Annotated in this window: 15 protein-coding genes and 1 tRNA gene; 3 read left to right on the top strand and 13 right to left on the bottom strand. The window is 39.5% G+C overall.

The window, feature by feature from the left end:
• Nucleotides 1-61: 61 nt before the first annotated feature.
• The 9 genes from gap to ACFSBH_RS09330 form a co-directional block, all read right to left on the bottom strand.
• The gene (gene gap, locus ACFSBH_RS09370; RefSeq protein ID WP_251511332.1) at nucleotides 62-1,069 is read right to left on the bottom strand and encodes a type I glyceraldehyde-3-phosphate dehydrogenase; all 1,008 of its coding nucleotides are present in this window, start codon (nucleotides 1,067-1,069) and stop codon (nucleotides 62-64) included.
• Nucleotides 1,070-1,127: 58 nt separating this feature from the next.
• Nucleotides 1,128-2,147 carry a sugar-binding transcriptional regulator gene (locus ACFSBH_RS09365; protein ID WP_251511328.1) on the bottom strand — a complete coding sequence of 340 codons (1,020 nt, stop codon included), beginning with the start codon at nucleotides 2,145-2,147 and terminating at the stop codon, nucleotides 1,128-1,130.
• 128 nt (nucleotides 2,148-2,275) lie between these two features.
• The gene (locus ACFSBH_RS09360) at nucleotides 2,276-2,524 is read right to left on the bottom strand and encodes a glutaredoxin family protein (RefSeq protein WP_251511327.1); all 249 of its coding nucleotides are present in this window, start codon (nucleotides 2,522-2,524) and stop codon (nucleotides 2,276-2,278) included.
• A gap of 8 nt (nucleotides 2,525-2,532) precedes the next feature.
• Nucleotides 2,533-3,807, bottom strand: a complete 1,275-nt coding sequence (rpoN, locus tag ACFSBH_RS09355; protein ID WP_251511326.1) for an RNA polymerase factor sigma-54 — start codon at nucleotides 3,805-3,807, stop codon at nucleotides 2,533-2,535.
• 116 nt (nucleotides 3,808-3,923) lie between these two features.
• Nucleotides 3,924-4,787, bottom strand: coding sequence for a nickel transporter permease (gene nikC / locus ACFSBH_RS09350; RefSeq protein ID WP_251511717.1), 864 nt, complete (start codon nucleotides 4,785-4,787; stop codon nucleotides 3,924-3,926).
• A gap of 75 nt (nucleotides 4,788-4,862) precedes the next feature.
• A complete protein-coding gene (locus ACFSBH_RS09345) occupies nucleotides 4,863-5,864 on the bottom strand; it encodes an ABC transporter permease (protein WP_251511325.1) in 1,002 nt (333 codons plus the stop codon).
• A gap of 182 nt (nucleotides 5,865-6,046) precedes the next feature.
• Entirely contained in the window at nucleotides 6,047-7,741 is a 1,695-nt protein-coding gene (locus tag ACFSBH_RS09340) for an ABC transporter substrate-binding protein (RefSeq protein ID WP_379597202.1), read from the bottom strand.
• Between the two features lie 36 nt (nucleotides 7,742-7,777).
• Entirely contained in the window at nucleotides 7,778-8,755 is a 978-nt protein-coding gene (locus ACFSBH_RS09335; RefSeq protein ID WP_251511323.1) for an ABC transporter ATP-binding protein, read from the bottom strand.
• Complete coding sequence (locus ACFSBH_RS09330) at nucleotides 8,736-9,746, bottom strand: ABC transporter ATP-binding protein (RefSeq protein WP_251511321.1); 1,011 nt, start codon at nucleotides 9,744-9,746, stop codon at nucleotides 8,736-8,738. Before ACFSBH_RS09330 ends, ACFSBH_RS09335 begins: the two co-directional genes overlap by 20 nt.
• A 248-nt stretch (nucleotides 9,747-9,994) precedes the next feature.
• On the opposite strand from ACFSBH_RS09330, the gene ACFSBH_RS09325 reads away from it, so the two are divergent.
• Together ACFSBH_RS09325 and ACFSBH_RS09320 are read left to right on the top strand one after the other, a co-directional pair.
• A complete protein-coding gene (locus ACFSBH_RS09325; protein WP_251511320.1) occupies nucleotides 9,995-10,387 on the top strand; it encodes a ribonuclease HI family protein in 393 nt (130 codons plus the stop codon).
• 47 nt (nucleotides 10,388-10,434) lie between these two features.
• Complete coding sequence (locus tag ACFSBH_RS09320) at nucleotides 10,435-10,914, top strand: shikimate kinase (protein WP_379597244.1); 480 nt, start codon at nucleotides 10,435-10,437, stop codon at nucleotides 10,912-10,914.
• A gap of 217 nt (nucleotides 10,915-11,131) precedes the next feature.
• Here ACFSBH_RS09320 and ACFSBH_RS09315 read toward each other — a convergent pair whose 3' ends face one another.
• Both ACFSBH_RS09315 and ACFSBH_RS09310 read right to left on the bottom strand, forming a co-directional pair.
• Nucleotides 11,132-11,971 carry an N-acetylmuramoyl-L-alanine amidase gene (locus tag ACFSBH_RS09315; protein WP_251511318.1) on the bottom strand — a complete coding sequence of 280 codons (840 nt, stop codon included), beginning with the start codon at nucleotides 11,969-11,971 and terminating at the stop codon, nucleotides 11,132-11,134.
• Between the two features lie 566 nt (nucleotides 11,972-12,537).
• Nucleotides 12,538-12,613, bottom strand: a tRNA-Arg gene (locus ACFSBH_RS09310).
• A gap of 346 nt (nucleotides 12,614-12,959) precedes the next feature.
• Between ACFSBH_RS09310 and clpP the strand changes: the two genes are divergently transcribed.
• Nucleotides 12,960-13,556, top strand: coding sequence for an ATP-dependent Clp endopeptidase proteolytic subunit ClpP (clpP, locus tag ACFSBH_RS09305; protein WP_251511172.1), 597 nt, complete (start codon nucleotides 12,960-12,962; stop codon nucleotides 13,554-13,556).
• Between the two features lie 47 nt (nucleotides 13,557-13,603).
• Here the strand turns inward: clpP and ACFSBH_RS09300 are convergent, their stop codons facing one another.
• Complete coding sequence (locus ACFSBH_RS09300) at nucleotides 13,604-13,858, bottom strand: HPr family phosphocarrier protein (protein WP_251511170.1); 255 nt, start codon at nucleotides 13,856-13,858, stop codon at nucleotides 13,604-13,606.
• A gap of 262 nt (nucleotides 13,859-14,120) precedes the next feature.
• Nucleotides 14,121-15,071, bottom strand: coding sequence for a DNA-binding protein WhiA (gene whiA, locus ACFSBH_RS09295; protein ID WP_251511167.1), 951 nt, complete (start codon nucleotides 15,069-15,071; stop codon nucleotides 14,121-14,123).
• Nucleotides 15,072-15,082 lie beyond the last annotated feature (11 nt).

Genomic DNA, 15,082 nt, shown 5'->3' with positions numbered 1-15,082 from the left:
AGCGGAGGAGGATGTTTCTTCCTCCTCCGCTTCCAGAATCTATACAATTCGTCGGGTTAGATTATAGACCTTTATTATTCATGAACACTACAAGATCGATACAACGTGCTGCATATGCATATTCGTTGTCATACCATGAAACAACTTTAACTAAGTTGTCTTCCATTACCATTGTTGAAAGTCCGTCAACAATAGAAGAATGTTTGTTTCCGATAATATCAGAAGAAACGATTGGGTCTTCTGTATATTCCAAGATACCTTTCATAGGACCTTCAGCTGCTTCTCTGAACGCATTGTTTACTTCTTCAGCAGTTACATTTTTCTCTAATTCCACTACAAGATCAGTTAGAGATCCGTCTGCAGTCGGTACACGAACAGCCATACCGTTAAGCTTACCATTAAGTTCAGGTAATACTTTACCAACCGCTTTTGCAGCACCAGTAGTTGTAGGAATAATGTTTTCTGCAGCTGCACGTGCACGGCGATAATCTTTATGCGGTGAATCTAGAGTATGCTGGTCATTTGTATAAGAGTGGATTGTTGTCATCAACCCGCGTTTTACACCAAAGCTGTCATTTAATACTTTTGTGAATGGTGCGATACAGTTTGTTGTACAAGATGCGTTTGAAATAACATGATGTTGTGCAGGATCATATTTATCATCATTTACACCCATTACAATAGTAAGGTCCTCTTCTTGAGCAGGTGCAGAAATAATAACTTTTTTAGCACCAGCATCAATATGTTTTTGAGCTGCATCGCGTTTTGTGAATCGACCTGTAGATTCAATTACAACTTCTACGCCTAGTTCAGTCCAAGGGATATTCGCTGGATCACTTTCAGAATAAACTTTGATTTCCTTCTCTCCAACAAAAATGCTGGATCCTTCTGCTTTAACTTCCTCGTTCATACGACCATGAACAGAGTCATATTTCAAAAGATGTGCAAGCATGTTAGCATCTGTCAAGTCATTGACTGCTACTACATCTACTTCTTTATTCTCAAGTGCGTTACGAAGTGCAAGACGACCAATTCTACCAAACCCATTAATACCAACTTTTACTGCCATGATATTGCCTCCCTAATTTATAAAAATATAGTAATTGATATATTTATTTAAAAGGCTTTTACCCTTTTAAAATCTCTTCTGCACAAGCTTCATCCGTGATAAGAAGCTCACTTTTACCCGTTTTGAAATAGGATGCAAGTGCTTTTCCTTTAGATTTCCCACCAGCAATGGTGATGACATGGGGGATTGTCTTCAAGTCTTCCAAGTGCAATCCGACTGTACGAACTCTATGGACAATATTTCCCGACTGGTCGAAATAATAACCAAATGCTTCACTCACAGCTTGCTTCTCTTTTAACCTGCCAATAATTTCAGCTGAAGTTTTCCGTCGATATGCCATTTTCAGAGCATCTCCGACTCCGTGCAGAACAATATCCGCCTGCTTTATTTTACCTACAATATCTTGGATGGAAGGCTCTTCCATCAAACTTTGATAGGCTGCTTCACTTAAAGGATCTGGCACATAAAGCAAACTGTAATTCCCACGGGATTTTTTCGCCATTTCTTCAGCTATTCTTGTGGACTGGTTTTCCACTTTTTCACCAAGTGCTCCTCTAGCAGGAACGAAAAGATAATCTTCTTCCTTATTTAAAGGGGTCATCACATTGGCTACTGCTGCTATCGAACTTCCACCGGTGACTGCTATTGTATTATTCGTTGAGATGATGGATTTCAAATACGTGACACATGCTTTCCCCATCTCTTGTTTGACCCATTCCTGTTCATCACTATCACCAGGTACAATAATCACATTGGCTATAGATAGCTTTTCCTTAATTCGATTTTCTAAAACATGAAGACCTCTTAATTCACTCATGTAATCTGCGAGGTTTTCTAACAGGAGGGCGCCTTCTTTTGTAACAAACATCCCTTTACTTGTGATGTCCAGAAGACCCTGTGCTTGCAAGAAATCAACCTCACTGCGGACTTGTCGCTCTGTCAGATCCACATTCTCGCTGAGGGCCCGCCTCCCGATTGGCTGGTATAATCGAACAGACTGTAAAATCGTAAACCGTTCAATCATGACTTGCAACAAATCTGGGACGAGCTGCTTTTGAAGGTTGACGATTCCTTTCATGTTCATACCCCTCCTTCTGGACAACTATTGTCCAAGGATAGACGTTTTGTGTCCCTCTTCATGATTTCATTATAACATAGTCATTTTTTTTTACAAAGAAAATGAACATAAAAAAAGAGATTGATTTTTCAATCTCTCTTCTGGTGCTTATGTAACAAGGCTTTTAACGAATCATAATTGATCTGCTCACAATTTAGTTGTTCACCATTTACCTCTACTACTGGAATCAAAAGCTGGTATTCTTCCAACCATTCGTCTTTTGTATAAATATCCCTCTTTTCAATCGTATGTGGATATTCTGATTCCAATGCGGAAAGCAAACCTTCTGCATCATCACATAAAGAACATACTTCTTTGGTGTAAAAAATAATATGCAAGTCCCGTCCTACTCCTTTCTTTTATATGAAGCTGGGATATTCAATTCCTGGCGATATTTCATCACGGTTCGCCGTGCGATTTCCAAAGAATACTGCTCGCTCAATATTTCTTTGATTTTCTCATCCGATAATGGATGATTTTTATCTTCACCATCTATCACATTCTTTATCATATGTTTTATTACAATAGCTGCTATCTTCTCTCCATTTTGTTTAATGCCCGTCTGAAAAAAGAACTTAATAGCAAAAACACCATGAGGCGTCTCCACATATTTATTGCTGATTGTACGACTGATTGTCGATGGATGTAAATCCAATTCATCGGCCACGTCTTTCAAGGTCATCGGCTCAAGATGCAATAAACCTTGTTCAAAAAATTGCAACTGCTTTTCGACTACTTTGCGGATGACTAGCTCTATGGTAGCTGTCCGATACTTTATGGCTCCCTCCAGCCAATTCAATTGCTCACGTTTCCTTTTCAGGAATTCAGCAGCCTGCTTATCTTCGATGTTTTCATAAAGTGGATTAATGACCAGCTTCGGAACACTCCAATTATAGAATGAAATTTTCCATGTATCATCTTCTTTATAAATTTTTGCTTCAGGAACGATGTATTCCACTTCTGATGTATCCAGTAACTTTCCAGGTTTTGGATTACATGCTTGAATCATTTTCATCAGCTCTGTAATCTCATCTGATTCAATATGATATTCTTTTTTGATTGCATCATAATTAAAATCGGCGATCCAATCCAAGTGGTTATGAAGCAAGTCTTCCATATAAGATTGGTAGTCTTCCATATGACGTAATTGTAAATGGATACACTCACCTAGGTTACGAGCACCAACCCCATTCGGTTCAAGTTGTTGGATTACTTGTAATGCTTCTTCAACAACCGTCAGCGGAGTTGAACAGTTTTCTGCCCATTCTTCTAAGGTGATTTCTAAATAACCATTTTCATTTAATGAATATATACCAAATTCAACGATAGGAAGCAAATCCTCGGGAATATGTATCGTAAATAGTTGTTCTTTTAAACGGTCATATAGTGTCTTTTCAGCAGCATTCATTCCTTCCATGGATACGGTTTCAGAGGAACGGAACGAGTGGGACTGCATATCCGAGTCATAAACGACTTCTTCAATCAAAGGATTTTCCTTTACAATTTCTTCGATATATTCATACAGCTCTATGGAAGTGAACTGTAGTAATTGTATCGATTGAATGAGGGACTGATTTAGTTTTCGCTGGATTGTTTGCTGTTGAACTAAATGTTGTTTCATTTTGTTACAGCTCCTTCCCGCACTTTGCTTCATCTCTAATTCTACTATATATACAATCTTTCTTATTATCAAAGTAAAATACACTTGCTAAAAAAGCAAAGTGTATTTTACAACTGTCAATTCTTCATTTTCGGGTCCAACGCATCTCGCAATCCGTCGCCAATCAGGTTGAATCCTAACACAACAAGCATGATTGCCACACCAGGAACAATAACCGTCCAAGGGGCCAACTGAATGAAGTCTCGGGAATCTGCCAACATCTGTCCCCATTCTGGTGTTGGTGGCTGCGCTCCCAGACCTAAAAAACCTAAAGCGGCTGCTTCTAAAATTGCAGTTCCAAATCCTAGCGTTGACTGGACGATGATTGGCGCAATACTGTTCGGCAAAATATGCTGAAAGATAATTCTACCATTCTTCATCCCTTGTGCCTTGGCAGCCATGATATATTCTTCCTCCCGTAAGCTGATGACTCGGGAACGGACAAGTCTACCGAATATCGGTATATTGATAATCGCAATCGCCAAAAGGGCATTTTCCAAAGAAGGTCCCAAAATCGCGACAATGGCAATCGCTAATAGAATACTCGGAAAAGCTAGCAGTATATCAAAAATACGAGAAATGATCATATCAACCCAACGGCCGAAATAACCCGCGGTTACGCCTAGCAGTGTCCCAAACACCAACGCTCCAGTTACGGCTATAAACCCAACCATCAAAGAAACTCTCGCACCATAAACGAGCCTTGTAAAAATATCTCTCCCTAAATGATCCGTACCGAGCCAGAATTCTGCTGATGGTGGCTGCAATCGATTCACCAGGTCTTGTTGGTGATATGTATAGCTCGTAAATAACGGAGCAAAGATTGCTACCAAAATAAAGAAAATAATGATCGTAAAGCCAATAATTGCAAATCGATTTTTCCTTAATTGCCTGAATGTATCCTTCCACGGAGAAATCGCTTCGATTTCGTCAGCTTCCATAGCTTGACCCGGATCAACAGGATTTGGAACGATTTGCTGAGCATTTTTTTCATCCAGCTTCACTTGTCCCACCTCCTAATATTTAATCCTTGGGTCTAATTTTTTGTATAAAATATCAACGAATAAATTAATCATCACAAAGATGAAGGCGATGACGAGGATTCCTGACTGTATGACAGGATAATCACGATAGTTGATCGCCTCATATACATACCTGCCGACCCCCGGCCAGCTGAAAATCGTTTCGGTAAGAATCGCTCCCCCTAACAGCACACCAGTCTGTAAACCAATAACAGTGACTACTGGTATCATCGCGTTTTTAAGTGCGTGCTTGTAAATCACCAGAAATTGGCCAGAGCCTTTTGCACGGACTGTACGGATATAATCAGATTTCATCACTTCAAGCATGCTTGATCTGGTCATCCGCGCTATGATCGCCATTGGAATGGTACCAAGAGCGATACTCGGCAATATTAGATGCTTTAGTATCGTGAATGCACGTGCAAAATCAAGATGAATCAATGAATCAAGTACATAAAGATGCGTGATTGCGGCTATCGGATCTCTACTATCTTGCCTGCCGTACGCCGGTAGCCAACCAAGCTCCTGAGCGAATATCCACTGCTCCATTAATGCTAGCCAGAATACAGGCATAGATACACCAACTAATGCAAAAAGCATCGCCAAAAAGTCAAACCAGGAATTTTGTTTCCAAGCACTAATAATCCCAGCATTGACTCCTACAATAATGGCAAATAGCATTGCAAAAAACGTCAGCTCAAAAGTTGCTGCTATGTACGGTAATATTTCACTAGAAATTTCCGCTTTTGATCGTAATGAAGTTCCTAAATCACCTTGCAATAAATCTAAAAGATAGTTCCAGTATTGAACAAAATATGGTTCATTTAATCCCATCGTTTCTTCTAAATTTGCAATCGCCTCGCCGGTAGCTGTTTCCCCCAAAATCACCTGCGCTGGGTTACCAGGTATGAGATGGACAATGGAAAATGTGATGAGCGTCATCCCAATCAAGACAGGGATAAGCATCAGTAAGCGGCGAATGATATAAGTGACCATCTTTCAGCCTCCCCTACATTAAGTCATTACAGGTTAATTTATAAATGTGTAGTATGTTAAAATTCTTTCCTCTTATTGGAGCGTAAATAGATAAGCATTAGGGATTTACGGGCTGTTTAACCCCTGATAAATATAGGGATAGCAGCAATAGACTACTATCCCTATCATTCCTTACATTAGATTTACTCGACTAATTCTACTTCTGCCAGGGACTCACTTGTTGATGGGTGTGGCACATAGTTCTTAACCTTGCTTGTTGTAGCCATTACCGGTGTAGAGTGCACAAGTGTCACCATTGGCGAGTCTTGGGAGATCAACTCTTGAGCTTTGGCATATAATTCAGCGCGCTCGTCTTGATCGATAGCACGTTTAGCACCGTCCAACAACTCATCAACCTCTTCATTTACGTAGAATGTACGGTTACTGCTTCCTACGTTTGAACCATGTAACAGACTGCTTAAGAAGTAATCCGGGTCACCGTTTGTTCCAGACCAACCAAGAATGAAGAGCTGATGCTCACCCTGTAACGTCTTTTCTAAATATGGTGCCCACTCTTCACGGACGATTGTAGCGTTTATTCCAACATCCTCTAGATTATTTTGCACAATCTGGGATACCGTTTCAGGGTCTGGCATATACGGTCTTGCTACAGGCATGGTCCATAATTCAATATCCAAACCATCTTCAAACCCTGCTTCTGCTAACAGTTCACGCGCCTTATCTGGGTCATATCCATAAGCTTCTACATCATCGTTGTATCCAAGATATCCTGGTGGCAACGGATTTTTCGCCGTTGTGGCATATCCGGCATACAATGCATCTGCAATAGCTTGTTTATCAATCGCATAGTTGATCGCTTGACGGACCTCCACCTTATCCAGAGGTTCCTTTTGAGTGTTAAATCCTACATATCCAAAGTTATTTTCAGATCTTGTCAGAAGCTCTAAACCATCTTCTGCTTCAACACCTGCCGCATCATCCGGGTTCAATCCATCCATAATATCAATTTCACCAGAACGAAGAGCAATGAGTCGAGCGGCATTATCAGGAATCACTTCAAAAATAACCCGATCCAGTTTCGGTAGACCTTCTACTCGATAGTCCTCGAACTTATCAAGAATAATCGAGTCATCTTTCGTCCAGCTCACAAATTTGAATGGTCCAGTACCCACCGGATTCTCATTGATTTCCGGCCCATACTCTTCCAGTGCTGCTGGAGATGTGATTGCAAAATAGCTCATCCCAAGATTTTGAAGGAAGAACCCTAAAGGTTGGTTCAGGACAAACTCAATCTCATAGTCATTAACAACATTGATTTCTTCAATGACATGTCCCTCTTCTCCTTTATATCCACCAAACATGGTGCCATACATGGAATAAACATAACCTTCATCAGCAAAAGCATACTCATGCTCTGGATCAGCCCAACGTTCAAAATTCACTTTCACGGCTTCAGCATTAAACGGAGTGCCATCATGGAAGGTAACCCCTTCTTCCAGATAGAAAGTGTATTTCAAACCATCTTCTGAAACCTCCCAATCATGGGCAAGCGCAGGTTTCAATTCAAAGGAATCTGTTTCAAACGTTAATAACCCCTCTAATACTTGCTGTGTAACCCGTGAAGATTCCCCATCTGTCGTACTTCCAGGATCAAGGCTTTCAGAATCTCCACCTCTAGCAAATACTAATACTCCATCACCTGATGCACTTGCTTCTTCAGCTTCTCCTTCAGATTCTCCATCTGCTGTTTCATCCGTTTCGGCTGCTGCATCATCAGATGATTCATCCGGATTTGCGCCACCATCCCCGCTACATGCTGCGAGAAATAGCACAAAGGCTAAGAATAAAGCAGCCAGTAAAGATAATCGTAACCTCATAGTTATCCCCCTTTTGTTTTTTTATAAATATATATTTTATTGCCTGCCATCATATAAATGACATGCAACAAAATGCTGATTATCGACAGGTTGAAATTCTGGTCTTATTTGGGAGCAGATATCCATTGCAAATGGACATCTCGTATGAAAAGCACAACCAGCAGGTGGATTCGCTGGACTAGGCACATCACCTTCCAAAATGATCCTCTCTTTAACGATGTCTGGATCTGGTTCAGGCACCGCTGACAATAATGCCTGGGTATACGGATGTTTCGGCTCTTCATACAATTTCTCTTTATCGGTAAGTTCCACCATCCTCCCTAAATACATGACTCCAACCCGGTCACTTATATGTTTAACAACGCTTAAATCATGCGCAATGAATATGTACGTCAAATTAAACTCATCACGTAACTCTTCCATCAAATTCAAAATTTGTGATTGCACGGAGACATCAAGTGCAGAAACTGGTTCATCACAAATAATTAATTTTGGATTATTCGCCAATGCCCTGGCAATTCCAATACGCTGCCTTTGTCCTCCACTGAATTGATGGGGATATCTTGATGCATGATAAGCACTTAAACCAACGACCTCCAATAATTCCTGAACCCGTTTTTTCCTTTCGCTTTTCGATTTCATTCCGTGTACGAGTAAAGGTTCACCTATAATTTTTTCTACCGTATGTCTAGGGTTCAATGACGCGTACGGATCTTGGAAAATGATTTGCATATCCTTTCTAAGTTTACGCATTTCTTCCGAACCAAATGTTGTGATATCTTGTCCTTCAAATTTCACTTCACCTTCACTAGGTTCAATCAGTCGTAGAATAGATTTTCCAGTTGTTGATTTACCACAGCCTGATTCTCCAACTATCCCGAGAATTTCTCCTGGACGAACTTGAAAGGAGACATCATCAACAGCCTTCACTTCCCCAACTTTTTTTCCAAGCACTCCACCATGGATAGGAAAGTATTTCTTCAATCCGTTTACTTCAAGTATTGGTTGTTGCATCCTCTAATCGCTCCCCTTTCTTTTCTGTATGTAAAAAGCAGCGACTTTCCCTACCATCCCCTAATTGGTACAATTCGGGATTTTCTTTAAAGCAACGTTCAAACGCAAACTCGCATCGAGGAGCAAAACGGCAACCAACACGATCTTTCTTCGGTCTAGCAACTGTTCCCGGAATCGAATAGAGTTTTTCTTCCCTTCCGTGCAGCTTCGGCAACGATCGAATCAGCCCCTGAGTATATGGATGCTGTGGGTCCTTTAATATTTCACGCGTCGTCCCTTTTTCGACTACTTGACCAGCGTACATGACAACGACACGGTCACAAATATCCGCTACTACTCCTAAATCATGAGTTATCAGCAGGATACTCGTATGCTCTTCTTTATTGATTTTTTTCATCAAGTCAAGTATTTGCGCCTGAATCGTTACATCAAGTGCAGTTGTCGGCTCATCCGCAATCAGCAGACTAGGATCACTTGACATGGCCATAGCAATCATTACCCGTTGTCGCATACCTCCAGATAATTGGTGCGGATATTCATTGACAATATCTTCCGCCCGAGGAATGCCGACAAGCTTTAACATCTGGATTGCTTTTTCAGTAGCCGCCTTTTTACTTATTTTTTGATGGATCCGGATAGCTTCCCGCATTTGATTACCAATAGTAAATACCGGATTCAACGAGGTCATTGGCTCTTGGAATATCATCGAAATTTCATTGCCTCGGATCCGCTTCATCCGTTTTTCTGTTGCTTTAGCCAAGTCCTCTCCTTTATAGCGTATGGAACCGCTAACAATTTTTCCAGGAGGGCTTGGGATAAGTTGTAAGATAGATAAGGAAGTGACACTTTTTCCACTGCCGGATTCTCCAACTACACCGACTACTTCTCCTTTATGTACGCGAAAACTAACTTTATCAACTGCAGGAATTTCTCCTTGATCGGTAAAAAAATGCGTGCTAAGCCCGCTTAATTCCAAAATTACATCTTCCATTTTTCCCCCTCCATTTTTATATAGGGACATCGCTTTTATATTAATATACTGAAAATTATCTAAAATAGCAAGAACGGTAATATTATTTATTTAGATTATATAAGAAATAATCAACGATAAATCATACAATTGACGGTTAAATACCCGTTAATAACTATAATTTTTCTATTGTGAATTATGTAGAAAATAATATTTTTACATCGATAGAAAAATAGCTTATACTACTAATCATAAGGAGAGTGAACTGATTGATAGAAGTCTATACTGACGGTGCTTCCAAAGGAAATCCAGGAAAAAGCGGAATTGGGATTGTATTCAAATCCAGCACGATTTACGAGGAACACTCCTTTCAAATCGGCATCTATTCCAATCATGAAGCAGAGTTTCATGCCGTCATTAAAGCTTTAGAGTTATGCAAGGAAAAATATCCGAATGAGGTACTCTCATTTCGTTCCGATTCAAAAGTAGTAGTAGATACAATTGAGAAAGAATTTACGAAGAACAAAGACTATCTTCCATTACTTGAGCAGATTCAGCAATTAAGTAGTCATTTCCCATTATTTTTCATTAAGTGGATACCAGAGAAGCAGAACCAACAAGCTGATCGCTTAGCAAGAGAGATCATTCGTGAAGAAAACTAATAAGCAGGGTGAAGAGATTGAGAAAAAGTATAATTTTAATAGGCTTTATGGGGGTTGGCAAAACGACTATCGGACAAGAACTGGCCCGCAAGTTGCAATATGGCTTTATTGATACTGATGCTGAAATTGAAGTTAAATATGGTATGAAAACAGTGGATATCTTCAGCATCTACGGAGAAAAGGATTTCCGAAAAACTGAAAGAGAGATTGTGATGGAGACTTGTCAAATGGAAGGTAAAGTGATTTCTCTTGGTGGTGGTGCTTTCAAGCAGGAAGAAATTCGCCAAGCCTGTTTGGAGCATGGCATTGTTGTGTTTCTAGACATGACATGGGAATTCTGGAAAGAGAGAATTAGTATCCTCAGCCCTACGCGGCCGTTGTTGCAGGAAAAAAGCTTAGATGATATCGAGAAATTATTTAACGATCGTCAAGCAATCTATCAAGACCATCATATTCGTGTCCAAATTGATAACCTCGGAGTCGACCAGGCCGTTGAGGCAATTTATGATGAATTGAAACTGAGATAAAGTAATATACATAATTCAAGAAAAACTAATTTCCTTAACATTCATATTTCGCTTGTGAAAGTATTTTAGTATTTAACTTCAATCGCTGCATCATCTTTAAGAACCAACTGCAGTTTAGGGTTTATACTTCATTGCTTTTCTTTCCATTTTCTCGGTTCTACATTTCTATCAATAAGTAAAAAACTTAAGCTAGGGTTTTCTACACCCTAGCTTTTAGTTATTTTACCCTTAGTCGTTGCCCCGGTTGAATAGTATCACCTGTTAAACCGTTGAAATTCTTAATTGCGTCTACAGTTGTACCATAAAGTTGGGCAATTCCCCATAGTGTTTCACCGGATTGAACGGTATGGTAAACCGCACCAGTAACAATTAGTACTTGCCCGGGATATATTATATCATTAGTTAAATTGTTCAAGCTCTTTAGTTCAGAAACAGTAATATTATGGGCTTGAGCAATGCTCCATAATGTATCTCCTTCTTTAACGATGTACGTGTTTCCACCGCCTCCACCAGTTTTACGTCTTAAACCTAATGCTGACGCAATACCATTCGCATGCCCCAGCGCAATTCTGTTAAGGTAATCATCAGATTTTAATTTAGCTGCATCCCCAGCATTATCAATGAATCCATTTTCGGTTAATATCGCTGGCATTCTGCTTTCGCGAAGCACATGGAAGTTGGCCCGCTTTTTCCCCCTATTGTTAAAGTCCACCTGCTTCATGATCTCGGCATGAACACGATCTCGGTAGGTGATTGTTTGGCTGGATATACTTCCATTATAAATATAATCCTCATAACCAACGCCACCGCCAGCATTGATATGAATAGAAACAAAGTAATTTGCGCCCCAGCTGTTTGCATCATTTGTCCGATAGTTTAGAGAGCGTGTTTGATCACCGGTACGACTTAATCGAACGGAATGCCCTTCATAGTCTCTATAAAGGAAATCACGCGTTTTTAAGGCAATTGCTAATGTAACATTTTTTTCTTGTAGACCATTACCTTGAGCTCCTGAATCTGTTCCACCATGTCCTGGGTCTAGATAAATCTTTGCCATAAAAATCTCCTCCTACTAATATTCTTATTTAAAAAGTAGCTTGCCCGCTTGGACTAGCCACCTATTTAATCCGTTGATTTCGTGGTAAAACATCTCTTTAATGCTCACCGACCATGTTACATAGTTATTTATTATCCATGTCCAAGTACTGTGCTAATTTGGAGACACGTATTCTATATCATCAAAGAAACTTCTGATTTTTGTCATTGAATCATTGATGCCAAAATAAATAGCACCTCGTATGAGATGCTTTTCTTACTACCTATAGCTAAAATATGTAGCTCATCGGTTCCATCTATAGAGTTACAATCAATTGTATACACATCTAGAGAATGACAACAGTGGCCTAACGTAATTACATAAGAATTATAGTTCCCCAGACTTATCGAATGATAATGCAGCAAGAACGTTCCAATATGGAAATTTTTTTAAAGCAGAAGAAGGATTTGCACGAAGAAGGATAGAACTGTAAGAATAGAAGATATTACTTACGTGGTTAGTTGCTAAAAGAAAAAAGACAAGGGATGAAATTAGCTCCATGCCCTTGTCAATATCAATTTTATAAGCGCGCCCAGAGGGATTCGAACCCCCGACAAACCTGGTACCGGAAACCAGTGCTCTATCCAGCTGAGCTATGGGCACATGTATAAATTTCGAACGCAAATTATATTATAACGTTTATTTTGTAGACTTTCAAGCTTTTTTCCAAGTATACTAATATTAAAGGGAAACTTTTCATTAAATATGGATCGTTCCCTGTGAATTCCCGAACTACAGAATAAGGGTTTTGCTGATTGATTATCTCTCCCCTATTCAGTGGTGTGGGCGTTAACATAAGATACATTCCTTGTTTATAAAATTTAAAAACGGGAATGCTAGCATTTAGTCTGTTTTTTTTGGAACGCTTTCGTTTGACCTTTTTTGACCAATGTTATATGATGAATTTAGAAAGCGAACGATAACTATCTAAAACAAGGAGGATATGTTTATGAATTTAGTACCTACAGTAATTGAACAAACAAACCGTGGTGAACGCGCATATGATATTTATTCCAGATTATTAAAGGACCGTATCATTTTACTCGGAAGCGCTATCGACGATAACGTAGCAAACTCTATTGTTGCCCAGCTTCTATTCTTGGAGGCGGAGGATCCAGGTAAGGATATCTCCCTATACATCAACTCTCCTGGTGGATCCATCACTGCTGGAATGGCAATCTATGATACAATGAACTTCATTAAATCAGATGTATCCACTATTTGTATCGGTATGGCTGCTTCAATGGGTGCATTCCTGCTTGCAGCTGGAGAAAAAGGCAAACGCTTTGCACTTCCAAACAGTGAAATCATGATTCATCAACCGTTAGGTGGAGCTCAAGGTCAAGCAACTGATATTGAGATTCATGCAAAACGTATTATTGAAATCAAGAGACGCATGAATGAAATCTTAGCGGACAAAACAGGTCAACCACTTGAAGTAATTGAACGTGATACCGAGCGTGATAACTTCATGACAGCAGAACGCTCTGTAGAATATGGTTTGATTGATAAAATTCTTGAACGTAAAGCAGATGAAAGTAAATAATTTAGCAAATGAAAATCCCTTTCAATAGAAAGGGATTTTTTTATCTTTTATTTTTTTGTGACGAAGGATACTAAATGATTTAATGCAACCTCTTCATCTGGCCCATCAGCAATTATTTTGATTTCTTCTCCGTTCGCGATGGCTAGACTCATAAGTCCCATAATACTTTTCGCATTTACCTTCTTCCCATCTTTTTCTAAAAATAAATGCGAAGAATAACGGTTTGCCTCCTGTACAAATTGTGCAGCAGGTCTGGCCTGTAGACCTGAATCTAAGCCCACCTTCACTGAATTCTCTACCAACTCGACTCATCCTCCCTGAAGTTTAGAAAACGCTACCAATTTCTCTCTTTCCGTAAAAAAGTTAAGATTCATATAAGCCAATAGCTACATTTGTGGTTTGGATTCAACGGGAATCCAAACCACAGTTGCCTTAACGACTTACATGGCTGTAGCTTTTCATATTTATCTTTTATTGCTTAATATTATAATACAACGACTGATGTCATTTAAATTTTTTAATTATCTGTATTATATCATGAAATTCCGAGAAAGAGAATAGGATTTATTTATTTACAATAACTTCACCTTGGCGAATCTTATCCGCGAATTCATCGATTTTCTTTAATCGGTGATTCACACCGGATTTTGAAATCTTTCCGCTTTTGACAAGTTCACCTAGTTCTTTTAACGAAACATCCTCATTCTCCAACCGTAATACCGCGATTTCTTGCAGTTTTTCTGGTAATTGATCCAGTCCAACCGTCCTTTCAATCAATTTGATATTCTCAATCTGTCTAAAAGCCGCACCAATTGTTTTGTTTAGATTGGCAGTTTCGCAATTGACCAAGCGGTTCACAGAATTGCGCATATCCCGGACAATACGGACATCTTCAAACTTAAATAACGCATTATGGGCACCAATAACACCGAGAAACTCAGTTATCTTTTCCGCTTCTTTAATATATACGATATGCCCATGCTTTCTTTCCAATGTTTTTGATTTCAACCCAAATGTATTTAATAGTTCGCAGAGCGAAGTATTATGCTCCTCATGAAAGTTATAAATCTCAAGATGGTAAGAGGAGGTTTCTGGATTATTGACTGATCCACCAGCTAAAAACGCTCCTCGTAAATAAGCACGTTTCAATTGCTCATCTTCAAAGATTGCCGGCGAAATGGTTCGATTTATCTCCAGGTGCTCCTTCATGATCCCTAAATCCTTCAGTGTATTCCGCACCTGTTCTTTCAGTCTGACGATATAGATATTATTCTTTTTCAGTTTCATTTTCTTCCGTACAAGTACTTCAATTGGAACTTGATAATTATTTTTGACCAGCGTGTAAATTCTTCTCGCAATCGCTGCATTTTCTGTTTGTACATCAAGGGAATAGCGTTGTCTCGAAATGGAAATTACACCATTCATACGGATTAATGCGGCAAGCTCCGCCTTCTGGATTGGTTCATCTGTTTCAATTGTCGTCAGTTCTTTTTTTATTTGTGCAGCAAAGGACATCGCGTTTCCCC

The sequence above is a fragment of the Oceanobacillus luteolus genome, from assembly GCF_042678205.1.
GTDB lineage: Bacteria > Bacillota > Bacilli > Bacillales > Amphibacillaceae > Oceanobacillus > Oceanobacillus luteolus.
Note: the sequence above shows the minus strand (reverse complement) of the source record. Positions and strands in the feature narration are given on the sequence as shown.